Genomic DNA, 24,836 nt, shown 5'->3' on the forward strand with positions numbered 1-24,836 from the left:
AGCCGGCAAAATGGCGGCGTAACAGGGCTGCGTGGGAGGTAATGAACGCGTACCCGGCGGCGCTGCGCTTGCGCGGGCCTACCGTATCTGAGCTTACGGGCTACATCCGTAGGCCGGGTAAGCGTAGCGCCACCCGGCAAACTAACTGTGCAACAGTATTGCGTGGGAGGTAATGAACGCGTGCCCGGCGGCGCTGCGCTTGCGCGGGCCTACCGTATCTGAGCTTACGGGCTACATCCGTAGGCCGGGTAAGCGTAGCGCCACCCGGCAAACTAACGGCGCAACAGGGTTACCTGGGAGGTAATCAATGCTTGCCCGGCGGCGCTGCGCTTGCGCGGGCCTACCGTATCTGAGCTTACGGGCTACATCCGTAGGCCGGGTAAGCGTAGCGCCACCCGGCAAACTGGCGGCGCAACAGGGATGCGTGTATTGCAGATACGGTTATTGGATTGCCATTTTCTCACTCCGGCAAAAAGCGTCTGTCGCGTGTGATTTCAGCGTACATTGCGCTCCCGGTTAATTTTCTGCGTTATGTCTCTTACGGCGCAGGGAGCGCACAGGGGGCGGCCAGTCGCCGCCCCCTGTACCCCCGGGCTCCGGCCAGCAAAATCGCCGCTATGCGGTACCTTCGACTTATCCCTGCAGGCTTCGGGTCGGGCCGAGGCAGCGTCCGTGCAAAACACGGCCCTCAGCCCGCATCCATGCGGGCTGCCCCGGCCTTCCGGGAACGTCTCAGCGATTTTGAGGCCGTCAGCACCGGCAGTTTCAGCAACCATGGCGAATATAATAACGACAGGTCGCACGATCCGTAGGCCGGGTAAGGCGCAGCCGCCACCCGGCACAAAATCGGCTCTGTGCCTGCTGTCATCGCCCGGTGGCGCTGCGCTTACCGGGCCTACGAGGTATGAGCCTGGGAGAGGACCCTGTAGGCCGGGTAAGGCGCAGCCGCCACCCGGCAAACTCACGGCAAAACAGGGCTGCCTGGAAGGTCATTCACTCACCAGCTGTTTGAGCAGCGCGAAGGCGTCTTTCATCTTGTCTTCGCTGACCACAAAGGCGCGCAGTTGATTCGCCTCATCCAGCCCTTTCGCCACCAGCCCCTCTTTGGCGGCCACGATGTTCCACGTCAGATCCTCGCGGCGGATGTCGCCGGCCAGATGCAGCGGCAGATCCGGGGTCTTCACCTTCACCAGCATTGGCGGCAGCTTGAGTTCGCCTGCCTGCGCCAGCAGGTTTTTACTCAGGCACATGGCGCTGAGCAAAATCGGCTGCAGGAACGGCAGTACCGTACCGTTGATTTCCGCACAGTCGCCGAGGGCGTAAATCGCCGGGTCGCTGGTTTGCAGCTGGCTATTGACCACCACGCCGCGGTTAATCTGCAGTCCGGCGTGGCGCGCCAGCGAGGTTTCCGGGCGCAGGCCGGCGGCGGCCACCACCGCATCGACGGTTATCGCGCGCTGGCGGTCGAGACTGACGCGGATGCCGTCGGCGGTGTGTTCAAGCCCTTCCAGCTGCGTTTTTAACATCAGATGGACGCCCATCCCGGTGAGGCGATGCTGCAGACGGCTGCTGACCTCCGGCGGCATCAGCGCCGCCAGCACGCTGGCGGCATTATCGACCACCGTTACCGCTTTACCGGCGCGACAGAAATCCATCGCCAGCTCGCAGCCAATCAGGCCGCCGCCGACGATCAGCACCCGCCTGGCGTCGCGGAGCTGGCTCTGCGCCGCGCCATATTCGCGCTGGCTGTTCAGCGTTAGCATCAGCTCGCGGCCCGGCACCGGGGGGATAAACGGCGTGGCGCCGGTGGCCAGCACCAGTTTGTCGTAGCGCCACTGCTTATCCAGGCTTTTCACCCGATGGTTTTCAGCGTCGATATCGCTCACCCAGGTATGGGGAAACAAGCGCAGGTGGTACTGTTCGGCGAACTCGCCGGCGCTTTGCAGAGTCAGATCGTCGGCGTGCTGTCCGCGGCTGATGACGTGGCTGAGATCGGGCTTGTTATACTCATCCATGCTGTCGGCGGCGATGAGGGTCAGCGGGATCTCGGCATCCTGCTTACGAATATTTTTCACCAGCTGGCGGGCCGCGAAGCCCGAGCCGATGATGACGATGCCATCACTCATTTTGCCTCCGTCGCCAGAACATCAAACACATCTTTACCCAGCGAACATTCAGGGCAGAGGAAGTTATCCGGCACGTCGCTCCACGGCGTACCCGGCTGCACATCCTGGTTAGGTTCGCCCTTCGCCGGGTCATACACCCACTGGCAGACGCTGCACTGCATCATGGGACCGAGATCGGCGGCCGCGGCGGCGGCACAGGCGCACTCCTGTTGTTCCGGCGTGACTGTCGCTTCAGCAACCGGCAGTGGAGCGAGCGCCCACTGGCGGGCGATGTCGCGCCCGTGTTGGCGGCACAGTTCGAGCGCGTCGATATCCGGGCGCCATTTGGCCTTCAGACTCAGGGACATTTCAAACCCGGCATCCTGCAGGCGGGTGGACAGACGGTCTACCGCGCCGCCGCTCCAGCCGTGGGAGCCAAAGGCGCTGGCGCGTTTGTTGCGAAAACGCAGCCCGGTCATCTCTTCCACCAGCCCGGCAATTTTCGGCATCATGACGTTGTTCATGGTGGAGGTGCCCACCAGCACGCCTTTTGAGCGGAAAACGTTGGTCAGAATGTCGTTTTTGTCGCTGCGGGCGACGTTAAAGATTTTCACCGCCACCCGTGGGTCGACCTCGGTGATCCCCTGGGCAATGGCGTCCGCCATCATGCGGGTGTTGTTGGACATGGTGTCGTAGAAAATCGTGATGCGATCTTCCTGATAATCCGCCGCCCATTCGAGGTATTTCTCGACGATTTGCGTCGGGTTATCGCGCCAGACCACGCCGTGGGAGGTGGCAATCATCGCTACCGGCAGGTTGAAGCCGAGAATTTCGTTAATTTTCGGCGTCACCAGGCGGCTGAAGGGCGTCAGGATGTTGGCGTAGTAGCGCTGGCACTGTTCGTACAGTTCAGTCTGGTCCACTTCATCGTTGAACAGATGTTCGTCGCAGTAGTGCTGGCCGAAGGCGTCATTGCTGAACAGCACCGCGTCGCCGGTCAGGTAAGTCATCATGCTGTCCGGCCAGTGCAGCATTGGCGTTTCCACGAAGATCAACTGCTTACCATTGCCGATATCGAGGGTGTCGCCCGTTTTCACCACGTGGAAGTTCCACTCCGGATGGTGGTGATGGCCGTTGATGGAGTCGATGGCGTTGGCGGTGCAGTAGATCGGCGTATCCGGGATCTGCATCATCAGCTCAGTCAACGCGCCGGCGTGGTCCTCTTCGGCGTGGTTAATAACGATGTAGTCGAGGTCGGCGAGGTCGATTTCGCGGCGCAGATTCTGCACGAACTCGCGGCTGAATTTATGATCGACGGTATCGATCAGCACGTTTTTCTCTTCGCGGATGAGATAGCTGTTATAGCTGCTGCCGCGCAGCGTTTTATATTCGGTGCCGTGGAAATCACGCACTTCCCAGTCACGTTGGCCAACCCAAAGAATGTTATTTTTCACCACAATAGACATAGCAACCTCAATTAATACAGTGTGTTCAAAGTCAGTTGATTGATGTATTACAAGTTGCGTGCCAGTTTTTTAACTTATTGAATAAAATCATTTTTTAAATTTTCATGATTTTAGTTGCTGTCAAAATGACAATGATTAAAATAGTCGATATGACTATATTGGCTGTCAAAATGACAATGGAGCGATGATGAGTTTTTCCGTCGAGGCGCTGGCGAGAATCGCCATTGATTTACACAGCGATATCGGCCACGTCGACCGCTTTTCGCGCCTGATCGCCACCCTGCGGCAGATCCTTGGCTGCGACGCCTCGGCGCTGCTGCGCTATGAGGCCCATCAGTTTGTGCCGCTGGCGATCGATGGTCTGGCGCAGGATGTGCTTGGCCGGCGCTTTGCACTGGATGGGCATCCGCGGCTGGAGGCGATCGCCCGCGCCGGCGATGTGGTGCGCTTCCCGGCGGACAGCGACCTGCCGGACCCCTATGACGGCCTGATCCCCGGGCAGGAGAGCCTCAAGGTTCACGCCTGCGTGGGGTTGCCGCTGTTTGCCGGGCAAACGCTGATCGGCGCGCTAACTCTTGACGGCATGGATGCCGACCGCTTCGACAGCTTCAGCGATGAAGAGCTGCGACTGATTGCCGCGCTGGTGGCCGGGGCGCTGAATAACGCGCTGCTTATCGCCCGCCTTGAAGCGCAAAACGTCCTGCCCGCGCAGGTGGTGAATTACCCGCAGCCGGAGCGTCAGGAGATCATCGGCCTGTCGGCGCCGATGCTGCAGCTGAAAAAAGAGATCGAGATTGTCGCCGCCTCGGATTTGAACGTGCTGATCAGCGGCGAAACGGGGACCGGTAAGGAGCTGGTGGCGAAGGCGGTGCATCAGGGATCGCCGCGTGCGGCTAACCCGCTGGTGTACCTCAACTGCGCGGCGCTGCCGGAGAGCGTGGCGGAGAGCGAGCTGTTCGGTCACGTGAAAGGGGCGTTTACCGGGGCTATCAGCAATCGCAGCGGCAAATTTGAGATGGCCGATAACGGCACGCTGTTCCTCGACGAAATCGGCGAGCTGTCGCTGGCGCTGCAGGCGAAGCTGCTGCGCGTCCTGCAGTATGGTGATATTCAGCGTGTCGGTGATGACCGCAGCCTGCGGGTCGATGTGCGGGTGCTGGCGGCCACCAACCGCGATCTGCGCCAGGAGGTGGTGGAAGGGCGCTTTCGCGCCGACCTCTATCACCGGCTGAGCGTCTTCCCGCTGTCGGTTCCGGCGCTGCGCGAGCGGGAAAATGACGTGGTGCTGCTGGCTGGCTATTTTTGCGAGCAGTGCCGCCTGCGGATGGGGCTGGCGCGGGTAATTTTAAGTGAGGCAACGCGAAACAGGCTGCAGCAGTGGTCGTGGCCGGGCAACGTGCGCGAACTGGAGCATGCCATTCACCGCGCGGTGGTGCTGGCGCGGGCTACTCAGGCTGGCGATGACATAGTACTGGAGCCGCAGCATTTCGAGTTTACGGCGACTGCGCCGACGTTGCCGACCGAGGCGGCGGCAGCGGCGCCGGCAATGGGCAACGTGAATCTGCGCGAAGCCACGGATAATTTCCAGCGCGAGGCGATTGCCCGCGCGCTGGCGGCACATCAGGGCAACTGGGCGGCGACCGCCCGCGCGCTGGAACTCGACGTCGCCAACCTGCACCGGCTGGCGAAACGTCTGGGGCTTAAAGGATCCCGGCCTGGTAAAAGTTCTGCAGGTTGATGGCGCCGACCAGTTGGCCGTTTTCATCGACTACCGGCGCGGCGCTGATTTTGTGCTTCATCAGCCGCTCTTTAGCTTCCACCGCGCGGCTCTCCGCCTGTAGCGTCACGCCGTTGCGGGTCATCGCCTGCGCGACGCCGTCGTTTAAGGTGCCGCCGCCCACCAGCCAGCGGCGCAGGTCGCCGTCGGTGAAGACCCCCTGCACGCGGTTGGCCTCATCGCAGACCGCCACCAGGCCGAGCCCGGTGCGGCTTAGCTCGAGCATTGCGTTCATGACGTTGGCGTCCGTGCCGACGCGCGGCACTTCGTCGTCGCGGCGCATCAGGTGATGCACTTTATTCAGCAGACGCGCGCCGAGCGCCCCTGCCGGGTGGGAGCGGGCAAAATCCTCTTCATTGAAGCCGCGGGCCTGCATGACCGCCATCGCCAGCGCATCGCCAAGCATCAGGGTGTTGACGGTGCTGGAGGTCGGCGCCAGGTGCATCGGACAGGCCTCTCGCTCGACGGCGATATCCAGCACCGCTTTCGCCGCCAGCGCCAGCGGCGAGGTGGATTTGCCGGTCATCGCCAGCAGCGGGATACCTTTTTCCTCCAGCCGCGGCACGATCAGATCCAGCTCTTTCGCGCTGCCGGAGTAGGAGATAAACAGCATCACGTCGCGGCCGTCGAGCATGCCAAGATCGCCGTGCAGCGCTTCCGCCGGATGGACAAAAAAGGCCGGGGTGCCGGTGCTGGCGAAAGTCGCCGCCAGCTTTTTGCCGATATGACCGGATTTACCGATACCGGAGACAATCAGTTTGCCCTCGCAGTGGATGATGGTTTCCGCCGCGCGGATGAAGTCGTCGCCCAGGCGTTCCGGCAGGCGGCTCGCCTCCTGTAGCTCCAGCATCAGGGTCTGGCGTCCGGCCTCTAACAAAAAGTTACTCATGATGTTCTCCAGTAATAATGACTTCTATGCCTTTGGCTTCCAGCGCCCGCTGGAATGCAGGGTCAATATCGGCATCGGTAATCAATTTATCCACGCGCTCCAGGCCGCAGACGATATTGGGGCTTTTACGGCCAAACTTTGACGAGTCGGCCATCAGGATCACTTCGCGGGCGGCGTTGCACATCGCCTTGCTGACGGTATACACCTCATTGAAGGTGGTGACGCCGGCGTTCAGATCGATGCCGTCGGTGCCCATAAACAGCTTGTCGAAACTGAACTGTTCGAAAGCGTTTTCCGCCAGCTGGCCGTGAAAGGAGGCCGATTTTTTGCGGAAGGTGCCGCCGGGCATCAGGATAGTCTGTTCATTATCCAGTTCGGCCAGAGCGTTGACGATATGCAGGCTGTTGGTCATCACCGTGATGTTATTGAAGCGGCTGAGCAGTGGGACCATCTGCAGCACCGTGCTGCCGGCATCGAGGATGAGGGAGTCGCCATCATGAATAAAGCGCACCGCCGCTTCGGCGATGCGCGCTTTCTTATGGGTGTTGATCAGCGTTTTATGATCGATCGGCGGATCGGCTTCATCTTTGTTGAGTACCACGCCACCGTAGGTGCGAATGACGGTGCCGGCGTTTTCCAGCGTGACCAGATCCTTGCGGATGGTGGTGCCGGTAGTATCGAAGTGTTGCGCCAGCTCTTCGACCGAGCATTTTCCCTGCGACTGCAGGAACTCGAGAATGGCTGCCTGGCGCTGACGTGGTTTCATAGGCGTCTATCCTGCGTTTAAGTTTCGAAGTGATAATTTCGCAAGATATTTACTTTTACAACGAAATTATCCATGTTTCGGATTAAGCGCTAATGATAGTGCATTCTGACAGCGCGGATCATGGGGAAAGATCACATCAGGCTGCAATTCCCCGATATGTTTGCCGTCCAGCGCGGGGATTTTTTGCGGTCGGGCGAAAATGGTGAAGCCTTTCATCAGCAGCGTGTCGCAAATGCGGTTGTCATCATCAACGGCGATAGCGACGATGGCGCGCGGTTGAAAGCGCCCGGCGGAGCGGCCGACCCCCACCCGACCCTGCTGGCACAGGCGGTCGAAGGCGCGATTGAAGCGGCGGATCTGCCAGCCGCCGAAGGCCAGTTGGGTAAGCCAGGCGATGGCGGCGACGGTGATGAGTGCGGTAACCATAGGTGTCTCCTTAAGGGGGCCGGGAACAACCCGGGTCGCGGCGCGAGCGCCTAACCCGAGCGACCCGCGGTGCCGTATTTTTGTCGGGTGGCGGCTAACGCCTTATCCGACCTACCGTTTTGTAGCCCGGATAAGCGCGGCGCCATCCGGGATCCCTTTAAAACATCACCTGGCCGCCGGTAACGTTGATCGACTGACCGGTGCAGTACGACGCCTGCGGGCTGGCGTAAAACATCAGGACGTTCAGCACATCCTGATATTCGCAACCGCGCTTCAGGGGTACCTTGTCGATGTAGTACTGCTCGACCTCGCTCTCATCGATACCGAGCTTGGTGGCGTACTGCGGCAGCAGCGACTGGAACATCGGCGACTTCAGCAGATTACCGAGCATCAGTGAGTGTACGGTAATGCCGTACTCCGCCAGATCCAGCGCCAGCGACTGGGTCAGGCCGACGCCGCCGAACTTCGCCGCGCTGTAGCCGGAGTTGTGCTTGCTGCCCACTTTGCCGGATTTCGAGTTGATCTGAATGATGCGTCCCTTAATGCCGTCGCGGATCATCAGCCGGGAAAACTCGCGGGCGCAGAGGAAGTAGCCCACCAGATTGACCTGCAGCGAGCGGTCGAAATCCCCCAGCGCAAAGTCGCTAATAAACGCCGCTTTAGCGATGCCGGCGCTGTACACCAGCAGGTCGACACGCGAGAAAATCTCATCCACTCCGTGGGCCAGCGCGGTGACGCTGGCCTCGCTGGTGGCGTCGGCGCCGAAGCCATACGCCATGCCTTCGCCATATTCAGCGTTAATCTCCTGGGCGACGCGGCTGGCTTTTTCGCTCTGAATATCGACCACCGCCACGCGGTAGCCCTCGGCGGCCAGCCCGCGGCACAGAAACTCTCCTAAGGTTTGTCCACCGCCAATGACAACAGCAACCTGATTCATCTTTCTCTCCTGTTAAGCAACAAATTTCAGTACGCAGCCGGTGGCGATGCCTTCCGGCACCGGGCCCGCGACGTGCACGGTTCCGGGGAATTCCGCTTCGCGGTGACCATCAAAGCGCAGGGTGATGTGGCCCAGCTCGCGCAGGTTTTGTTCGGCGACCTCGCCGACGGCGGTCACCGGGTAGCGCAGCTCGCCAAGCTGCAGCTCTGCGCCCGGCTGCAGCGCGCCGGCAAGCTCGCCGTGGTTGTGAATAAAGCAGTACTCTTCGATATCGGCAGGGGCGCCTTCGCGGAAGGTGATCAGCATCTGCTCCTCCAGCGCCATCGTCGCGCTGGCGCCGATATGGGTAATGGTGGTCTGGTAAATCACGGTCATCTTCAGGCACCTCTTATTGATAAATAAATCCGGAAACGAACCACGCGATCAGCACCGTTGGCGCGCCGGTCAAAAAGCGGCTGACCAGCACCGACGGCACGCCGACGCGCACGGTATCCTGGCGGGCTTCAGCCAGCGACAGGCCTACCGGGATAAAATCGCAGGCGGCCTGGGCGTTAATGGCGAACAGCGCCGGCAGGGCGAGGTGCGGGGGAATATTGCCGAGGCCGATCTGAACGCCGATCAGTACGCCAATCACCTGGGCGATAACCGCGCCGGGGCCGAGAAACGGCGACAGCAGCGGGAAGGAGCAGATCAGCGCCAGGGTCACCAGACCCAGCGGATGGCTGGCCAGCGGCGCCAGGCCATGGGCGATCCAGTCGCCGATGCCGGAGGCCATGATGATGCCGATCAGCGCCGAGACGAAGGCCATAAACGGCAGGATGGTCTTCAGCACCGTATCGATGGTGTCGCGCCCGGCCTGGAACAGCACCGCCACCACCGAGCCCATCCCCATCCCGACCTTCGCCAGCAGGCCATCGCTCTGTTCAGTGATCTTTTTGCTGGTGTCGTAATCGCGACCCGCGCGGTTGTTCTCCGCCGGCGGCTCGGGAGCTACCGCGCTGTCGGTCGCGATGCGCTGAATGTTCTCCTCTTTGACGCCGGAGACGTAGATATCTTCTGTGATGTACTGGGCCAGCGGCCCCGATTTGCCGGTGGCATGGATATTCACCGTCGGGATACGACGCTTGGGGTAGAGCCCGCAGCGCAGGGTGCCTCCGCAGTCGATAATCGCCACGCCGATGTCGCTTTCCGCCGGTTCGCCCTCTTTAAAACCGTCCACCGCCTGCCAGCCGGTCAGGCTGGCGATGCGGTCAACGATCGCCGGGCGGGTGCCGGCGGTGATATAGACGATCTTTTTGCCCTCGACGACGTCGAGCTCAAGGGGGCCGCCCCAGCCGCCGGTGCCTTTCTCAATACGAATCCGGGTCATGATGTCGCTCCTGACAGATGCACTTTCTGAGCCAGCTGAATCGCCATTTTTCGTTCGAAAATCGAGGTGGTCAGGTCGGTGACCCAGCCGCGGAAGAAGTTGGTCACCAGCCCGACCAGCAGATAGCTCACCGCCAGCGGCCCAAGCGGCAGGCCGAGGGTGGTGAGGCCGTTGGCGATGCCGAGATAGACGAACAGCTCGCCGGGGTTGATATGCGGAAACAGGCCGTTCATCGAGTGGCAGCTGTAGGACGCCGCCGCGTAATAGCTGGGCTTGTACTTCTCTGGCATAAAGCGGCCCAGGCTCAGGGTCATCGGGTTACAAAACACAAAGGTGCCGATGCAGGGCAACAGCAGGTAGCGGGAGATCGGGTTCCCGGCGCAGCGCTGCGCCAGTTTTTCGATCCGCTGCTGGCCGATAAAGTTGATCAGCGCGTTCATGATCACCAGCAGACTGATCAGCAAGGGGAGGATCCCGGTCACCATTCCGGTAAATACCTCGCCGCCTTTCTGAAACAGGCCGATAAACCACTCTGCGCCGTGGGTCACGACGTCAATCATTGTTCTCTCCTTCAGCATGTTATTTTTCTTGCTAACTGCAGGCTGATTTTAATCACTTTGAAAGGTTTTAAAGTGTTAAATAGATCGCAAAATGAAAGATAAATATTTTATTTCGAAAGATTGGCGCTGAGAGGATGAAATCACGAGGCGCATGACAGCATCCAGGAAGGGGGGCGGTGAAGGACTATTTTGTCTACAAACAGATTGTCGCTTTCTTGTTGGTCGTCGCATGCTTTACCATAATTATCCCTTGCTGAATTTGTTAAACGGAATTCCCATGTTGAAGCGTCGCTCTCTGGCTGTACTTCCCCTTTGTGTGCTCCTCGCTGCCTGCAGCAGCAAACCCAAGACTCCCGCGGAAACGGAGATGGCGAGTGGAACCGGCGGCTTTTTGCTGGAACCGCAGCATAACGTGATGCAGATGGGCGGCGACTTCGCCAACAACCCGGCAGCGGCGCAGTTCATCGATAAGATGGTGGCGAAGCACGGCTTCGACAGGCAGCAGCTGCAGGAGATACTGTCGCAGGCGAAGCGTCTGGACTACGTTCTGCGGCTGATGGATCGTCAGGCGCCGACCGGCCTGCCGCCGACCGGGCCGACCGGCGCCTGGCTGCGCTACAAGAAACAGTTTATTACCCCCGATAACGTGCAGAACGGCGTGGTGTTCTGGAATCAGTATCAGGACGCGCTCAACCGCGCTTATCAGGTCTACGGCGTACCGCCGGAAATCATTGTCGGCATTATCGGCGTGGAGACCCGTTGGGGCCGGGTGATGGGCAAAACCCGCATCCTCGACGCGCTGGCGACTCTGTCGTTTAACTATCCGCGCCGTGCTGAATACTTCTCCTCCGAGCTGGAAACCTTCCTGCTAATGGCGCGCAGCGAAAGCGACGACCCGCTGGATCTGAAAGGCTCATTCGCCGGGGCGATGGGTTACGGCCAGTTTATGCCGTCCTCCTATAAGCAATACGCGGTGGACTTTAACGGCGACGGCCATATCAACCTGTGGGACCCGGTGGATGCGATCGGCAGCGTGGCCAACTACTTCAAACAGCACGGCTGGGTGAGCGGCGATCTGGTGGCGGTGCAGGCGCTGGGCCAGGCGCCGGGGCTGGAGAATGGTTTCAAAACCAAATACAGCGTTTCGCAGCTGTCGGCGGCGGGATTAACCCCGACCCAGCCGCTGGGCAACCATCAGCAGGCCAGCCTGCTGCGCCTGGACGTCGGCACCGGCTATGAGTACTGGTACGGGTTGCCTAACTTCTACACCATCACCCGCTACAACCACAGCACCCACTACGCCATGGCCGTCTGGCAGCTTGGCCTGGCGGTTTCTCAGGCCCGCGGCGGTTATTAATACTGTCATCCGGCTGACCGATCCCAGCCTCCCCGGATAGCGGCGCGTAGCGTCTTATCCGGGCTACGGTCTGTTATCCGGCTGGCAGCCCCGGTAAGCGCAGCGCGACCGGGGGACTTCTCGTTTATCCTCCTGCTTTTTCCCGTTTGCCTGCCGCTTGTCGACCTTTGTTACATTTCCGCTCACCGACGCTGATTTACAATCTTATTTCGCCTCTGTATTGTTATGTTATAACATTAAATGGGGGGTGGGATATGTTCACATCGGTTTTTATGGCATCCGGCGCGGCGCGCCTGGCCATCGCGGGAACGCTGCTGGCGGCGCTATGGCTGGCGACCTGGTGGGCGGTGACGCTGCCATGATTGAACTGGAACAACTGGTAACCGGCTATGGCGGGGTGGCGATCACCCCTCCGCTGAGCGGGATGATATGCCCCGGCAGCCTGACGGCAATCGTTGGCCTCAATGGCTGCGGAAAATCGACCCTGCTGAAAACCCTCGCCGGGTTTCTTCCGCCGGTCAGTGGCTGTCTGCGCTGGCAGGGAAAGCGGCCGGTGATTGGCTGGCTGGCGCAGCGCCATGCCCTCGAGTCGCAGTTTCCTCTCAACGTGCAGGATGTGGTGAGCCAGGGCGCATGGCCCGGCGTGTCGCTGCTGCGCGGTCTGGGCGGCGATACCCGGCGACGCATCGGCGCGGCGCTGGAGCGGGTCGGGCTGGCGAGCCTGGCGAAAACCCCGATCGAAGCGCTCTCCGGCGGCCAGTTTCAGCGCATGCTGTTTGCCCGGGTGCTGGTGCAGCAGGCGCCGCTGGTGATGCTCGACGAGCCCTTCACCGGCATTGATGAAGCGACCAGTCGCGAACTGATGGATTTGATCCTCGACATGCACCGGCAGGGGCAGACCATCCTGGCGGTGCTGCATGATAACCAGCGGGTAGCCGACTTTTTCCCGGAGACGCTGCTGCTGACCCCCCGGCGCGCCTGCTGGGGCGCCACCCGGGCGGTTCTCCCGGCCTTCAGCCAGGCGAGGTCGGCATGATCTGGCACACCTTCTTTCAGCCTTTTATTGAATTCGGCTTTATGCGCCGGGCGCTGGTGGTCTGTCTGGCGCTGTCGCTAAGCACCACCATGCTGGGCGTCTTCCTGCTGCTGCGGCGCATGAGCCTGATGGGCGACGCGCTGTCGCACGCCATTCTCCCCGGCGTGGCGGTGGGCTATCTGCTGAGCGGCATGTCGCTGCTGGCCATGACCCTGGGCGGCTTTGTCGCCGGCATCGCGGTCGCGCTGGTGGCGGGATGGGTGAGCCGGCGGACGCCGTTAAAAGAGGACGCCAGCTTTGCCGGATTTTATCTGGGATCGCTGGCGCTGGGCGTCACCCTGGTGTCGCTGCGCGGCTCCAGCGTCGACCTGCTGCATCTGCTGTTTGGCTCCATTCTGGCGGTGGACCGTGACGCGGCGCTGTTTGTCAGCGGCGTCGCCAGCCTGACGCTGCTGTGCATCGCGCTGTGCTACCGCGGTCTGGTCAGCGAGGCGTTCGACAGCGCCTGGCTGCAGGTGAATCACCGCCGGCTGCCCGCGCTGCTGCATGGGCTTTTTCTGGCGCTGCTGGTGCTTAACCTGGTGGCGGGGTTTCAGGTGCTCGGCACGCTGATGGCGGTAGGGGTGATGATGCTGCCTGCGGTCGCCGCGCGCTGCTGGGCGCGAACGCTGCCAGGCATCCTGCTGCTGGCGGCGCTCTCCGGCGCGCTCTGCGCCTGGCTGGGTTTGAGTCTCTCCTGGGCGGCCAGTCTTCCCGCCGGGCCCGCCATCGTGCTGACCGCCAGCGCGCTGTTTTTTATTTCGCTGTTTTTTGGCACGCGCAGCCGGCTGCTGGTCGGCTGGCGCAAATTGATGGGGTAAGGAAATGATGAAACGTAGTGCAATAGTGGTCGCGCTGGCCTTCGGCCTGATGGCGCAGGGGGCGATGGCGAAAACGCTGAATGTGGTAAGCAGTTTTTCGGTGCTGGGTGATATGGTGCAGCAGGTCGGCGGGGAGCATGTTCATGTGGATACCCTGGTCGGCCCGGATGGCGATCCGCACACCTTCGAGCCGTCGCCGAAGGACAGCGCGCTGCTCAGCAAGGCCGACGTGGTGGTGGTTAACGGTCTGGGACTGGAAGGGTGGCTGGATCGCCTGATTAAGGCCTCTGGTTTTAAGGGCGAGCTGGTGGTGGCGTCGAAGGGCGTCAAGACCCATACCCTCGATGAAGATGGCAAAACGGTGACCGATCCCCACGCCTGGAACAGCGCGGCGAACGGCGCGTTGTATGCGCAGAATATCCTCGATGGACTGGTGAAAGCCGACCCGGAAGATCAAGCGGCGCTGACGAACAGCGGCAAGCGTTATATCGAGCAACTGACGGCCCTCGACGGCTGGGCGAAAGGGCAGTTCAGCGCCATTCCGCAGGCAAAGCGCAAAGTTCTCACCAGCCATGACGCCTTCGGCTATTTTGGCCGCGCTTATCACGTGACCTTCCTCGCGCCGCAGGGGCTCTCTTCAGAGAGCGAGGCCAGCGCGGCGCAGGTGGCGGCGCTGATTAAGCAAATCAACGCGGACGGCGTCCATACCTGGTTTATGGAGAACCAGCTTGACCCGCGACTGGTGAAGCAGATCGCCAGCGCCACCGGCGCGCAGCCCGGCGGAGAACTCTATCCTGAGGCGCTCTCCGCTCCGGGTGGCGTCGCGGATAGCTATGTCAAAATGATGCGTCATAACGTAGCGCTGATCGCCGCCAGCATGAAGTAGTCGTGCGATTTCTCATCCCGGCGCCGCCGGGATGATTCATTTTGGATGTCCCCTCGTAAATTCCACACCTCGTCCCCATATCTCTGTGGAAAGTGCTATCTTTGATGGCCTCTTTATCCGGAGCAAAGCGGGGCGATAATGACCGATTCAGAATTAATGCAGCTAAGCGAGAAGGTCGGCCGGGCGCTGAAGGCGCAGGGCGCGACGGTGACCACGGCGGAATCCTGCACCGGCGGCTGGATAGCGAAAGCCATCACCGATATTGCCGGCAGCTCAGCGTGGTTTGAACGCGGTTTTGTGACCTACAGCAATGAGGCCAAATCGCAAATGATCGGCGTCAGCGAAGCGACGCTGCGGGACAACGGCGCGGTGAGCGAACCGGTGGTGGTGGAGATGGCGATCGGCGCGTTGCGCGCCGCGCGCGCGGACTATGCCATCTCGGTAAGCGGCGTCGCCGGGCCGGGTGGCGGCAGCGACGAAAAGCCGGTCGGGACGGTGTGGTTTGGCGTCGCCAGCGTCAGCGGGCAAGGGGTGACGCGGCGGGAATGCTTTGCCGGAGACCGCGAAGCGGTGCGTCGTCAGGCGACGGCCTACGCGCTCAATCTGCTCTGGCAACAATTTCTACAAAAGACTTGATACTGTATGACTATACAGTATAATTGCCTCAACTGAACAAATATTAACGGCGAAGCGAACAGGCTTCACCCTGCATGATTAGGAGTAACAATGGCGATCGACGAAAACAAACAGAAAGCGTTGGCGGCTGCACTGGGCCAGATCGAAAAGCAATTCGGTAAAGGCTCCATCATGCGCCTGGGTGAAGACCGTTCTATGGACGTAGAAACCATCTCCACCGGCTCGCTTTCTCTGGATATCGCGCTGGGCGCCGGCGGTCTGCCAATGGGCCGTATCGTCGAGATCTACGGGCCGGAATCCTCCGGTAAAACCACCCTGACGCTGCAGGTTATCGCCGCAGCGCAGCGCGAAGGTAAAACCTGTGCGTTCATCGATGCGGAACACGCGCTGGATCCGGTCTATGCGCGCAAACTGGGCGTGGATATCGACAACCTGCTGTGTTCTCAGCCGGATACCGGCGAGCAGGCGCTGGAAATCTGTGACGCGCTGGCGCGCTCCGGCGCGGTTGACGTTATCGTCGTCGATTCCGTCGCGGCGCTGACGCCGAAAGCGGAAATCGAAGGCGAAATCGGCGACTCTCACATGGGCCTCGCGGCGCGTATGATGAGCCAGGCGATGCGTAAACTGGCGGGTAACCTGAAGCAGTCCAACACGCTGCTGATCTTTATCAACCAGATCCGTATGAAAATCGGCGTGATGTTCGGTAACCCGGAAACCACCACCGGCGGTAACGCGCTGAAGTTCTACGCCTCCGTGCGTCTGGATATCCGTCGCATCGGCGCGGTGAAAGAGGGCGATAACGTCGTCGGCAGCGAAACCCGCGTCAAAGTAGTGAAGAACAAGATTGCGGCGCCGTTCAAACAGGCTGAATTCCAGATCCTCTACGGCGAAGGCATCAACTTCTTCGGCGAGCTGGTTGACCTCGGCGTGAAAGAGAAGCTGATTGAGAAAGCGGGCGCCTGGTACAGCTACAACGGCGACAAAATTGGTCAGGGGAAAGCGAACGCTATCACCTGGCTGAAAGAGAACCCGGCGGCGGCGAAAGAGATTGAGAAGAAAGTGCGCGAACTGCTGCTCAACAACCAGGACTCTACGCCGGACTTCGCCGTTGACGGCAACGACGCAGAAGAAACGGAACAAGATTTCTGATATCGTCTAACAGAGTGATAAAGGGCTGCTTATGCGGCCCTTTTGCTTTTCTTAGATTATTGAGGTGCCTGTGACTGAACCTTCATCACGCCGATCCGGCTATGCTCGTCTGCTGGACCGCGCTATCCGTATCCTGGCGATGCGCGACCACAGCGAACAGGAGCTGCGGCGCAAACTGGCCGCTCCGGTGATGAGCAAAAACGGCCCCGAGGCGCTGGACGTCACCCCTGAAGAGCTGGAGCAGGTGATGGCCTGGTGTATCGAAAACCGCTATCTCGACGATAATCGTTTTGTCGGCCAGTTCATCGCCAGCCGGAGCCGCAAAGGCTATGGCCCCGCGCGCATTCGTCAGGAGCTCAGCCAGAAAGGCATTGCGCGCCAGGCCGTTGAACAGGCGATGCGCGAATGCGATATCGACTGGGTGAGCCTTGCCAGGGCGCAGGCGCAGCGTAAATACGGTGAACCGTTACCATCCGCCTTTACTGAAAAAGTGAAAATCCAGCGATTCCTGCTGTACCGTGGCTACCTGATGGAAGATATCCAGGAAATCTGGCGAAATTTTGCAGATTGACCCATCCGGGATTTTACTTCGCCGTAAAGAAAACTTATCTTATTCCCACTTTATTCCGTCGGGCCGCTGGTTGTGACAGTGCAGGCAGCGTCCTGGGCGATTATTCCTTTACACAAAATCATTCAAGCTGCATCAGGGCGGCAAGAGAGACTATCTTCCGCAGCGCACGTCAGTTCGGTGCCGGAAGAGCAAGCGCAGCCAGGACAGAGGCGACTTGAAGGATGACGTGTAGCTTGATTTCAGGATAATTATGAGCAAGAGCACCGCTGAGATCCGTCAGGCGTTTCTCGACTTTTTCCATAGCAAGGGACATCAGGTAGTTGCCAGCAGCTCCCTGGTGCCGCACAACGATCCGACCCTGCTGTTTACCAACGCAGGGATGAACCAGTTCAAGGATGTCTTCCTTGGTCTCGACAAACGTAATTATTCGCGTGCGACCACCGCGCAGCGTTGCGTGCGTGCGGGTGGTAAACACAACGATCTGGAAAACGTCGGTTACACCGCGCGTCACCACACCTTCTTTGAAATGCTGGGCAACTTTAGCTTCGGCGACTACTTCAAGCAGGATGCCATCAAATACGCGTGGGAACTGCTGACCGGTGAGAACTGGTTCGCGCTGCCGAAAGAGAAGCTGTGGGTCACCGTTTACGAGACCGATGACGAAGCATTCGACATCTGGGCCAATGAAGTAGGCGTCCCGCGCGAGCGAATCATCCGCATCGGCGACAACAAAGGCGCGCCGTTTGCTTCAGACAACTTCTGGCAGATGGGCGACACCGGTCCGTGCGGCCCGTGCACCGAAATCTTCTTTGACCACGGCGATCACATCTGGGGCGGCCCTCCGGGAAGCCCGGAAGAAGACGGCGACCGCTACATTGAGATCTGGAACATCGTCTTCATGCAGTTCAACCGTCAGGCTGACGGCACCATGGAGCCGCTGCCGAAGCCGTCCGTCGACACCGGTATGGGCCTGGAGCGTATTGCCGCGGTGCTGCAGCACGTTAACTCCAACTATGACATCGACCTGTTCCGCGATCTGATCGCCAGCGTGGCGAAAGTCACCGGCGCCACCGATCTGACGAACAAGTCGCTGCGCGTAATCGCCGACCACATTCGCTCCTGCGCCTTCCTGATCGCTGACGGCGTTATCCCGTCGAATGAAAACCGCGGCTACGTGCTGCGTCGCATCATTCGCCGCGCGATCCGTCACGGCAACATGCTGGGCGCGAAGGACACCTTCTTCTGGAAACTGGTTGCCCCGCTGATTGCCGTGATGGGCTCCGCCGGCGAAGAGCTGAAGCAGCAGCAGGCTCAGGTTGAGCAGGTGCTGAAAACCGAAGAAGAGCAGTTCGCCCGTACTCTGGAGCGCGGACTGGCGCTGCTGGATGAAGAGCTGTCGAAGCTGAAAGGCGACACCCTGGATGGCGAAACCGCCTTCCGTCTGTACGACACCTACGGCTTCCCGGTCGACCTGACCGCGGACGTCTGCCGCGAGCGCAACATCAAGGTTGACGAAGCCGGCTTTGAGGCCGCCATGGAAGAGCAGCGCCGCCGCGCGCGCGAGTCCAGCGGTTTCGGCGCGGACTACAACGCGATGATCCGCGTTGACGGCGCCTCTGAATTTAAAGGTTACGATCGTCTGGAGCTGAACGGCAAAGTGACGGCGCTGTTTATCGACGGCAAAGCGGTGGATAGCGTCAGCGCGGGTCAGGAAGCCGTGGTGATCCTCGACCAGACCCCGTTCTATGCGGAGTCCGGCGGCCAGGTGGGCGATAAAGGCGAACTGAAAGGCGCGGGCTTCTCCTTCGCGGTCAGCGACACGCAGAAGTACGGCCAAGCCATTGGTCATATCGGTAAAGTCGCCAGCGGCTCCCTGAAAGTGGGCGACGCGGTGCAGGCCGATGTGGACGAGGCTCGCCGTCAGCGTATCCGTCTGAACCACTCCGCGACGCACCTGATGCACGCGGCGCTGCGCCAGGTGCTCGGCACCCATGTGGCGCAGAAAGGCTCGCTGGTCAACGATAAAGCGCTGCGCTTTGACTTCTCGCATTTCGAAGCGATGAAGCCGGAAGAGATTCGTGCAGTGGAAGATCTGGTCAACGCGCAGATCCGTCGTAACCTGGCTATCGAAACCAACATTATGGATATCGATGCCGCGCGCGCATCCGGCGCCATGGCGCTGTTCGGCGAGAAATACGATGACCGCGTCCGCGTGCTGCAGATGGGCGACTTCTCCACTGAACTGTGCGGCGGGACTCACGCGGCGCGTACCGGTGATATCGGCCTGTTCCGCATCACGTCTGAGTCCGGTACCGCCGCTGGCGTGCGCCGTATCGAAGCGGTGACCGGTGAGGGCGCGATAGCCATGCTGCACGCGCAGAGCGATCAGCTCAGCGATATCGCACAGCTGCTGAAGGGCGACAGCCACAATCTCGGCGAGAAAGTTCGCGCCGCGCTGGAGCGTACCCGTCAGCTGGAAAAAGAGCTGCAGCAGCTGAAAGAGCAGGCTGCGGCGCAGGAGAGCGCAAACCTCTCCAGCAAAGCGGAAGAGATTAACGGCGTTAAGCTGCTGGTCAGCGAACTGGCCGGCGTGGAGCCGAAGATGCTGCGTACCATGGTTGACGACCTGAAGAACCAGCTGGGTTCGACGGTTGTGGTGTTGGCTACGGTCGCAGACGGTAAAGTTTCCCTGATTGCCGGTGTGTCTAAGGATGTGACAGATCGCGTGAAGGCTGGGGAGCTGGTTGGTATGGTCGCTCAGCAGGTGGGCGGTAAAGGGGGCGGTCGTCCGGATATGGCGCAGGCCGGTGGTACCGATGCGTCTGCTCTCCCTGCAGCGTTAGCCAGTGTGAAAGGCTGGGTCAGCGCAAAACTGTAATAACTATAAGCGCATATACCCTAAATAATTCGAGTTGCAGGAAGGCGGCGACGCAGCGAATCCCCGGGAGCTTACTCAAGTAAGTGACTGGGGGGAGCGAGGAAAGCCAACACACATGCAACCTGAAGTATGACGGGTATAGGTGCCGTAACCTCAGGGAAATGGCACCTTGCGCGAGAAACACCGATAACGATAAAGTCGGGTTGAAATTGTGTATATCGGCTAAACTTAGGTTTAACAGAATGTGATGCCATGACTGCTTATACCGCAAGGTATTTGTCATCGCTTACTTTTTGGCGTTATATGATGGATAATGCCGGGATACGAGAGACCCGACTCTTTTAATCTTTCAAGGAGCAAAGAATGCTGATTCTGACTCGTCGAGTTGGTGAGACCCTCATGATTGGAGATGAGGTCACTGTGACAGTTTTAGGGGTGAAGGGTAACCAGGTTCGTATTGGCGTAAACGCCCCTAAAGAAGTATCTGTTCACCGTGAAGAGATCTACCAGCGTATTCAGGCTGAAAAATCCCAGCAGTCCAGTTACTAAGGTTTCCGCGCCTCGCTGTTCAGTGAGGCGCATCACTTACCGTCGCTTTTTCCCTTTTTCTGTTTTTTCCCCTGCGCCATACCGCTTTTCATCACCCTTTGCTGCTTTGGTCGTTTAGCGTTATGCCTGCGTCAGGGCTGATTTCCTGTTGATAAATTGCCCTTTTTGCCGTTTTTGCACGCGAATTGCGTGCGAAGTGTGCAAACGAAAAAAGGTCTCGAAAAAGTGTTTGACTTATAAGTACCAGAAAGTAATATGTGCGCCATCGCAGCGACGAAGAGCAGAAACAAGTTCTTCGAAGCACTCGAAAGAGGCGTGTGTGGTGAGGTGGCCGAGAGGCTGAAGGCGCTCCCCTGCTAAGGGAGTATGCGGTCAAAAGCTGCATCCGGGGTTCGAATCCCCGCCTCACCGCCATTTTGCATCCGTAGCTCAGCTGGATAGAGTACTCGGCTACGAACCGAGCGGTCGGAGGTTCGAATCCTCCCGGATGCACCATCTTCTTTCTGAATTAAGAGAGAAGAGCGCTGTGAAAGCAGCGGCCCGCAGTGCGAGGCATAATCGAGTCACTCTACCGATTAGGCCGTCATACTCAGTGTGGCATGTGTTAGTTGTGACACTGACGCGTAGTAAAGCAAGTTTCCCGATGCATCCGTAGCTCAGCTGGATAGAGTACTCGGCTACGAACCGAGCGGTCGGAGGTTCGAATCCTCCCGGATGCACCATATTATCCTTAGTAACAGCAATATCGTTGTTACATGGTCTGCGAAATTTTCGCCAGCACCAGGGAGGATAACGTTGCGTAAGCAACGGCCCGTAGGGCGAGGCGTAGACGAGTCATCCTCCCGGATGCACCATTCTTGCCTGATTCTGATTATTCAGATGAATTCTGTAGTAAACTAGTTATTCCGATGCATCCGTAGCTCAGCTGGATAGAGTACTCGGCTACGAACCGAGCGGTCGGAGGTTCGAATCCTCCCGGATGCACCATATTCTCCTTAGCAACAGCGAAAATGTTGTTTCATGGTCTGCGAAATTATCGTCAGCGCCAGGAGAGTAACCCCGCAGTACAATCGCTTTCCCGATGCATCCGTAGCTCAGCTGGATAGAGTACTCGGCTACGAACCGAGCGGTCGGAGGTTCGAATCCTCCCGGATGCACCATATTCTCCTTAGCAACAGCGAAAATGTTGTTTCATGGTCTGCGAAATTATCGCCAGCATCAGGGAGGATAACGTTGCGTAAGCAACGGCCCGAAGGGCGAGGCGCAGCCGAGTCATCCTCCCGGATGCACCATATTCTCCTTAGTAACAGCGAAAATGTTGTTTCATGGTCTGCGAAATTATCGCCAGCACCAGGGCGGATAACGTTGCGTAAGCAACGGAACCCTCTTCACGCTTCCCTCGCCATCCCGATAACCGCGTTTTTCATCCCAGTTTCATCCGACTTTTTTATTGGCAAGCCGCGCTTTCCACTATAATTTATCCTTGTATATCAGCGTTATCAGGCTGAGATAAATGCAAGGAGAGAAATCCATGAAATGGTTCAAAGCAATACCTGCTTTTTGCGCGACGCTGCTGGTGGCGACGGTCCTCGCTGGCTGTGCCGGTTCGTCCACCAAAGAAAGTACCGGCGGTTACATTGACGATACCGTGGTGACCACTAAGGTGAAAACGGCGCTCTTTAACGATAAAGACATCAAGTCCTCTGAAATCAGCGTCCAGACCTTTAAAGGCCGCGTCCAGCTGAGCGGATTTGTCTCCTCCGCGGAAAGCGCTAAACGGGCGGTGGAAGTCACCCGTCGGGTGCAGGGTGTGCGAATGGTCGAAAACGATCTGCGTATTAAATAAGGCCGGCTATCCGGTCTGATGCCTGAAGGCGCCTGTGGGCGCCTTTGTCGTCTGCGCCGCTGGCCGCGACAACGACCGGCTTTTGCGTTACAGTAACCATTCATTAACCGGTTGGTGAGAAGACGATGTACGAAGGTTACGCAGGACTGATCTTTGATATGGATGGCACCATCCTCGATACCGAGCCGACCCACCGTCAGGCATGGAACGAGGTGCTGGGCCGCTACGGTATGCGTTTCGACGAACAGGCGATGGTCGCCCTCAATGGCTCACCGACCTGGCGGATTGCCCAGGCGATTATTGAACTCAACCAGGCGGATCTCGATCCACATCGCCTGGCGCAGGAAAAAACCCTGGCCGTTAAGGCGATGCTGCTGGATAGCGTACGCCCATTGCCGCTGATCGAGGTGGTCAAAGCGTGGCACGGCCGTCGCCCGATGTCGGTCGGCACCGGTAGTGAAAGCGCCGTCGCCGAAGCGCTGCTGGCGCACCTGGGCCTGCGTCATTACTTCTCCGCGGTGGTGGCGGCCGATCATGTGGTCAACCATAAACCCGCGCCCGATACCTTCCTGCTGTGCGCCGAGCGCATGGGCGTCGCGCCGGAAAAATGCGTGGTCTTCGAAGATGCCGACTTTGGTCTGCAGGCGGCGAAGCGCGCGGGAATGGACGCTGTAGACGTGCGTTTGCTGTGAGCGACGCGCTGTCACTCCTCTCGCTGTTTGCCAGTAGCTTTTTAAGCGCCACGCTGCTTCCCGGCAATTCGGAGGTTGTGCTGGTTGCGATGCTTCTTACGGGGGTTAGTCATCCGTGGTGGTTAGTATTAATAGCAACAATCGGCAATAGCCTTGGAGGGGTAACTAACGTTATTCTGGGGCGCCTGTTTCCGCTGCGTAAAACCTCGCGCTGGCAGGAGCGGGCGGCCGGCTGGCTTAAGCGCTACGGCGCGGTGACGCTGTTGCTAAGCTGGGCGCCGGTTGTCGGCGATTTACTGTGTTTGCTGGCGGGATGGATGCGCATTTCCTGGGGACCGGTACTCTTTTTCTTATGCCTTGGAAAGGCGCTGCGCTATATCGTCATTGCGGCAGCGACGCTTCAGGGCATGACGTGGTGGCACTAATTGGACTGATAGTTCATCCATTACAATTATGCTTATTCAAACGATTTCGACAGGCGGGAGGTCAAATTGATCCCGGACGTATCACAGGCGCTGGCCTGGCTGGAAAAACATCCGCAGGCCCTGCAGGGTATTCAACGTGGTCTGGAGCGGGAGACGCTGCGCGTGAACGCAGACGGTACGCTGGCGACGACCGGTCACCCTCTGGCGTTAGGCTCAGCGCTGACGCATAAATGGATTACCACCGATTTTGCCGAAGCTTTACTCGAGTTTATTACGCCGGTGGACGGCGATATTGAGCATATGCTGACCTTTATGCGCGATGTCCATCGCTATACCGCGCGTCAGCTTGGTGACGAGCGGATGTGGCCGCTGAGCATGCCTTGCTATATCGCCCCCGGTCAGGATATTGAGCTGGCGCAGTACGGCACCTCTAACGTGGGACGCCTGAAAACGCTGTATCGCGAGGGGCTGAAGAACCGCTACGGCGCGCTGATGCAGACTATCTCCGGCGTGCACTATAACTTCTCGCTGCCGATGACGTTCTGGCAGGCGAAGTGCGGTGTGGAAGACGCTGAAAGCGGGAAAGAGGCCATTTCGGCAGGCTATTTCCGCACGATTCGTAACTACTATCGCTTTGGCTGGGTGATCCCGTATCTGTTCGGCGCCTCGCCGGCGATTTGCTCTTCATTCCTGCAAGGAAAGCCGACGTCGCTGCCCTTTGAGGAGACGGGCAACGGCATGTACTACCTGCCGTACGCCACCTCGCTGCGCCTCAGCGACCTCGGTTATACCAATAAGTCGCAAAGCAATCTCGGAATTACGTTTAACGATCTGCACGAGTATGTGGCAGGATTGAAGCGCGCGATTAAAACGCCGTCGGAAGAGTACGCCAAAATCGGGCTGGAAAAAGACGGTAAGTATCTGCAGATCAACAGCAATATCCTGCAGATTGAAAACGAACTCTATGCGCCGATCCGCCCGAAACGCGTCACCCGTCGGGGCGAAACCCCGTCCGATGCGCTGCTGCGCGGCGGCATTGAGTACATTGAAGTGCGTTCGCTGGATATCAACCCGTTCTCGCCGATCGGCGTTGACGCCCAGCAGGTGCGTTTCCTCGATCTGTTTATGGTTTGGTGCGCGCTGGCCGACGCGCCGGAGATGAGCAGCGATGAGCTGCTGTGCACTCGCACCAACTGGAATCGGGTGATTCTGGAAGGCCGTAAGCCGGGCTTAACGTTGGGCATCGGCTGCGAAAGCGCGCAGTTCCCGCTGGCGCAGGTAGGTAAAGATCTGTTCCGCGATTTACGCCGCGTGGCGCAGACGCTGGACAGCATTCACGGCGGCGAGGCCTATCAACAGGTCTGCGATGAGCTGCTGGCCTGTTTTGACGATCCGGAATTAACCTTCTCAGCCCGCATTCTGCGTTCTATGATTGAAGAAGGGATTGGCGGAACCGGCCGTGCGCTGGCCGATCGTTACCGCACCCAGCTGCGTGAAGAGCCGCTGGAGATCCTGAGCGAAGAAGACTTCATCGCCGAGCGCGACGCGTCGGTGGCGCGACAGAAGAAAGTAGAAGCGGAAGACAGCGAGCCGTTTGAGGCGCTGTTGGCGCGGCACGCGTAGCGGTCGAAGCGCTGGAAAAGAAAAAGGCCACAT

Annotated in this window: 23 protein-coding genes and 5 tRNA genes; 19 read left to right on the plus strand and 9 right to left on the minus strand. The window is 59.3% G+C overall.

What is annotated here, in order from left to right; translation table 11 throughout:
• Nucleotides 1-989: 989 nt before the first annotated feature.
• Nucleotides 990-2,126, minus strand: coding sequence for an NADH:flavorubredoxin reductase NorW (gene norW, locus LGM20_RS05575; RefSeq protein ID WP_044524469.1), 1,137 nt, complete (start codon nt 2,124-2,126; stop codon nt 990-992).
• Nucleotides 2,123-3,571 carry an anaerobic nitric oxide reductase flavorubredoxin gene (norV, locus tag LGM20_RS05580; protein WP_023290776.1) on the minus strand — a complete coding sequence of 483 codons (1,449 nt, stop codon included), beginning with the start codon at nt 3,569-3,571 and terminating at the stop codon, nt 2,123-2,125. Before norV ends, norW begins: the two co-directional genes overlap by 4 nt.
• Before the next feature lie 187 nt (nt 3,572-3,758).
• Between norV and norR the strand changes: the two genes are divergently transcribed.
• Entirely contained in the window at nt 3,759-5,309 is a 1,551-nt protein-coding gene (norR, locus tag LGM20_RS05585; RefSeq protein WP_044524468.1) for a nitric oxide reductase transcriptional regulator NorR, read from the plus strand.
• On the opposite strand, the gene gutQ is transcribed toward norR, so the two are convergent.
• The 7 genes from gutQ to srlA all read right to left on the minus strand — a co-directional run bounded on the left by gutQ (nt 5,272) and on the right by srlA (nt 10,295).
• Nucleotides 5,272-6,237, minus strand: a complete 966-nt coding sequence (gene gutQ, locus LGM20_RS05590) for an arabinose-5-phosphate isomerase GutQ (RefSeq protein ID WP_032453823.1) — start codon at nt 6,235-6,237, stop codon at nt 5,272-5,274. The genes norR and gutQ overlap by 38 nt on opposite strands.
• Nucleotides 6,230-7,003: a glucitol operon DNA-binding transcriptional repressor SrlR gene (srlR, locus tag LGM20_RS05595; RefSeq protein ID WP_004205671.1), complete on the minus strand. Its 774-nt coding sequence runs from the start codon at nt 7,001-7,003 to the stop codon at nt 6,230-6,232. The genes gutQ and srlR overlap by 8 nt, the downstream gene beginning before the upstream one ends.
• Nucleotides 7,004-7,069: 66 nt before the next feature.
• The gene (gutM, locus tag LGM20_RS05600; RefSeq protein ID WP_032453822.1) at nt 7,070-7,429 is read right to left on the minus strand and encodes a transcriptional regulator GutM; all 360 of its coding nucleotides are present in this window, start codon (nt 7,427-7,429) and stop codon (nt 7,070-7,072) included.
• Between the two features lie 157 nt (nt 7,430-7,586).
• A complete protein-coding gene (srlD, locus tag LGM20_RS05605) occupies nt 7,587-8,366 on the minus strand; it encodes a sorbitol-6-phosphate dehydrogenase (protein WP_002914815.1) in 780 nt (259 codons plus the stop codon).
• Nucleotides 8,367-8,378: 12 nt separating this feature from the next.
• On the minus strand, nt 8,379-8,741 hold the full coding sequence (gene srlB / locus LGM20_RS05610; protein WP_023290772.1) for a PTS glucitol/sorbitol transporter subunit IIA: 363 nt from the start codon (nt 8,739-8,741) through the stop codon (nt 8,379-8,381).
• 13 nt (nt 8,742-8,754) lie between these two features.
• Nucleotides 8,755-9,735 carry a PTS glucitol/sorbitol transporter subunit IIB gene (gene srlE, locus LGM20_RS05615; protein WP_044524467.1) on the minus strand — a complete coding sequence of 327 codons (981 nt, stop codon included), beginning with the start codon at nt 9,733-9,735 and terminating at the stop codon, nt 8,755-8,757.
• On the minus strand, nt 9,732-10,295 hold the full coding sequence (gene srlA / locus LGM20_RS05620; RefSeq protein WP_004205677.1) for a PTS glucitol/sorbitol transporter subunit IIC: 564 nt from the start codon (nt 10,293-10,295) through the stop codon (nt 9,732-9,734). Before srlA ends, srlE begins: the two co-directional genes overlap by 4 nt.
• 277 nt (nt 10,296-10,572) lie before the next feature.
• Here srlA and mltB point away from each other — a divergent pair, with 277 nt between their 5' ends.
• The 18 genes from mltB (at nt 10,573) to gshA (ending at nt 24,803) form a co-directional block, all read left to right on the plus strand.
• Nucleotides 10,573-11,652, plus strand: a complete 1,080-nt coding sequence (gene mltB / locus LGM20_RS05625; protein WP_023290770.1) for a lytic murein transglycosylase B — start codon at nt 10,573-10,575, stop codon at nt 11,650-11,652.
• Nucleotides 11,653-11,977: 325 nt separating this feature from the next.
• On the plus strand, nt 11,978-12,688 hold the full coding sequence (locus LGM20_RS05630) for a metal ABC transporter ATP-binding protein (protein ID WP_072413489.1): 711 nt from the start codon (nt 11,978-11,980) through the stop codon (nt 12,686-12,688).
• Nucleotides 12,685-13,548 carry a metal ABC transporter permease gene (locus LGM20_RS05635; protein ID WP_023290767.1) on the plus strand — a complete coding sequence of 288 codons (864 nt, stop codon included), beginning with the start codon at nt 12,685-12,687 and terminating at the stop codon, nt 13,546-13,548. Before LGM20_RS05630 ends, LGM20_RS05635 begins: the two co-directional genes overlap by 4 nt.
• Nucleotides 13,549-13,555: 7 nt before the next feature.
• A complete protein-coding gene (locus LGM20_RS05640) occupies nt 13,556-14,434 on the plus strand; it encodes a metal ABC transporter substrate-binding protein (RefSeq protein ID WP_032453816.1) in 879 nt (292 codons plus the stop codon).
• 138 nt (nt 14,435-14,572) lie between these two features.
• Complete coding sequence (gene pncC, locus LGM20_RS05645) at nt 14,573-15,070, plus strand: nicotinamide-nucleotide amidase (protein ID WP_044524465.1); 498 nt, start codon at nt 14,573-14,575, stop codon at nt 15,068-15,070.
• 90 nt (nt 15,071-15,160) lie between these two features.
• On the plus strand, nt 15,161-16,219 hold the full coding sequence (recA, locus tag LGM20_RS05650; protein WP_004205686.1) for a recombinase RecA: 1,059 nt from the start codon (nt 15,161-15,163) through the stop codon (nt 16,217-16,219).
• Nucleotides 16,220-16,289: 70 nt separating this feature from the next.
• Nucleotides 16,290-16,790, plus strand: coding sequence for a recombination regulator RecX (gene recX, locus LGM20_RS05655; protein ID WP_044524464.1), 501 nt, complete (start codon nt 16,290-16,292; stop codon nt 16,788-16,790).
• Nucleotides 16,791-17,040: 250 nt separating this feature from the next.
• Nucleotides 17,041-19,668 carry an alanine--tRNA ligase gene (gene alaS / locus LGM20_RS05660; RefSeq protein WP_032453813.1) on the plus strand — a complete coding sequence of 876 codons (2,628 nt, stop codon included), beginning with the start codon at nt 17,041-17,043 and terminating at the stop codon, nt 19,666-19,668.
• 363 nt (nt 19,669-20,031) lie between these two features.
• Nucleotides 20,032-20,217: a carbon storage regulator CsrA gene (gene csrA, locus LGM20_RS05665; RefSeq protein WP_000906486.1), complete on the plus strand. Its 186-nt coding sequence runs from the start codon at nt 20,032-20,034 to the stop codon at nt 20,215-20,217.
• Between the two features lie 321 nt (nt 20,218-20,538).
• Nucleotides 20,539-20,631, plus strand: a tRNA-Ser gene (locus LGM20_RS05670).
• A 4-nt stretch (nt 20,632-20,635) separates the two neighbouring features.
• Nucleotides 20,636-20,712: transfer RNA gene (locus LGM20_RS05675), tRNA-Arg, on the plus strand.
• A gap of 150 nt (nt 20,713-20,862) precedes the next feature.
• Nucleotides 20,863-20,939: transfer RNA gene (locus LGM20_RS05680), tRNA-Arg, on the plus strand.
• 188 nt (nt 20,940-21,127) lie between these two features.
• Nucleotides 21,128-21,204, plus strand: a tRNA-Arg gene (locus LGM20_RS05685).
• Nucleotides 21,205-21,300: 96 nt separating this feature from the next.
• Nucleotides 21,301-21,377: transfer RNA gene (locus LGM20_RS05690), tRNA-Arg, on the plus strand.
• 371 nt (nt 21,378-21,748) lie between these two features.
• Complete coding sequence (locus tag LGM20_RS05695) at nt 21,749-22,063, plus strand: BON domain-containing protein (RefSeq protein ID WP_023290762.1); 315 nt, start codon at nt 21,749-21,751, stop codon at nt 22,061-22,063.
• A gap of 125 nt (nt 22,064-22,188) precedes the next feature.
• On the plus strand, nt 22,189-22,755 hold the full coding sequence (gene yqaB, locus LGM20_RS05700) for a fructose-1-phosphate/6-phosphogluconate phosphatase (RefSeq protein WP_004205690.1): 567 nt from the start codon (nt 22,189-22,191) through the stop codon (nt 22,753-22,755).
• Entirely contained in the window at nt 22,752-23,180 is a 429-nt protein-coding gene (locus LGM20_RS05705) for a YqaA family protein (protein ID WP_023290761.1), read from the plus strand. Before yqaB ends, LGM20_RS05705 begins: the two co-directional genes overlap by 4 nt.
• Nucleotides 23,181-23,246: 66 nt before the next feature.
• Nucleotides 23,247-24,803 (plus strand): glutamate--cysteine ligase, encoded by a 1,557-nt coding sequence (gene gshA / locus LGM20_RS05710; protein ID WP_023290760.1) that lies wholly within the window; start codon nt 23,247-23,249, stop codon nt 24,801-24,803.
• Nucleotides 24,804-24,836 lie beyond the last annotated feature (33 nt).

This window comes from Klebsiella quasipneumoniae subsp. quasipneumoniae (assembly GCF_020525925.1).
GTDB lineage: Bacteria > Pseudomonadota > Gammaproteobacteria > Enterobacterales > Enterobacteriaceae > Klebsiella > Klebsiella quasipneumoniae.

Bases quoted from the DNA above. Each gene is read 5' to 3' on its own strand.
- csrA (WP_000906486.1), top strand. From the start codon at position 20,032: ATGCTGATTCTGACTCGTCGAGTTGGTGAGACCCTCATGATTGGAGAT.
- gutM (WP_032453822.1), bottom strand. From the start codon at position 7,429: ATGGTTACCGCACTCATCACCGTCGCCGCCATCGCCTGGCTTACCCAA.
- srlA (WP_004205677.1), bottom strand. From the start codon at position 10,295: ATGATTGACGTCGTGACCCACGGCGCAGAGTGGTTTATCGGCCTGTTT.
- LGM20_RS05695 (WP_023290762.1), top strand. From the start codon at position 21,749: ATGAAATGGTTCAAAGCAATACCTGCTTTTTGCGCGACGCTGCTGGTG.
- gutQ (WP_032453823.1), bottom strand. From the start codon at position 6,237: ATGAGTAACTTTTTGTTAGAGGCCGGACGCCAGACCCTGATGCTGGAG.
- srlD (WP_002914815.1), bottom strand. From the start codon at position 8,366: ATGAATCAGGTTGCTGTTGTCATTGGCGGTGGACAAACCTTAGGAGAG.
- alaS (WP_032453813.1), top strand. From the start codon at position 17,041: ATGAGCAAGAGCACCGCTGAGATCCGTCAGGCGTTTCTCGACTTTTTC.
- recA (WP_004205686.1), top strand. From the start codon at position 15,161: ATGGCGATCGACGAAAACAAACAGAAAGCGTTGGCGGCTGCACTGGGC.
- LGM20_RS05630 (WP_072413489.1), top strand. From the start codon at position 11,978: ATGGCTGGCGACCTGGTGGGCGGTGACGCTGCCATGATTGAACTGGAA.
- yqaB (WP_004205690.1), top strand. From the start codon at position 22,189: ATGTACGAAGGTTACGCAGGACTGATCTTTGATATGGATGGCACCATC.
- pncC (WP_044524465.1), top strand. From the start codon at position 14,573: ATGACCGATTCAGAATTAATGCAGCTAAGCGAGAAGGTCGGCCGGGCG.
- srlE (WP_044524467.1), bottom strand. From the start codon at position 9,735: ATGACCCGGATTCGTATTGAGAAAGGCACCGGCGGCTGGGGCGGCCCC.
- norV (WP_023290776.1), bottom strand. From the start codon at position 3,571: ATGTCTATTGTGGTGAAAAATAACATTCTTTGGGTTGGCCAACGTGAC.
- norW (WP_044524469.1), bottom strand. From the start codon at position 2,126: ATGAGTGATGGCATCGTCATCATCGGCTCGGGCTTCGCGGCCCGCCAG.
- norR (WP_044524468.1), top strand. From the start codon at position 3,759: ATGAGTTTTTCCGTCGAGGCGCTGGCGAGAATCGCCATTGATTTACAC.
- srlB (WP_023290772.1), bottom strand. From the start codon at position 8,741: ATGACCGTGATTTACCAGACCACCATTACCCATATCGGCGCCAGCGCG.
- LGM20_RS05640 (WP_032453816.1), top strand. From the start codon at position 13,556: ATGAAACGTAGTGCAATAGTGGTCGCGCTGGCCTTCGGCCTGATGGCG.
- mltB (WP_023290770.1), top strand. From the start codon at position 10,573: ATGTTGAAGCGTCGCTCTCTGGCTGTACTTCCCCTTTGTGTGCTCCTC.
- LGM20_RS05635 (WP_023290767.1), top strand. From the start codon at position 12,685: ATGATCTGGCACACCTTCTTTCAGCCTTTTATTGAATTCGGCTTTATG.
- srlR (WP_004205671.1), bottom strand. From the start codon at position 7,003: ATGAAACCACGTCAGCGCCAGGCAGCCATTCTCGAGTTCCTGCAGTCG.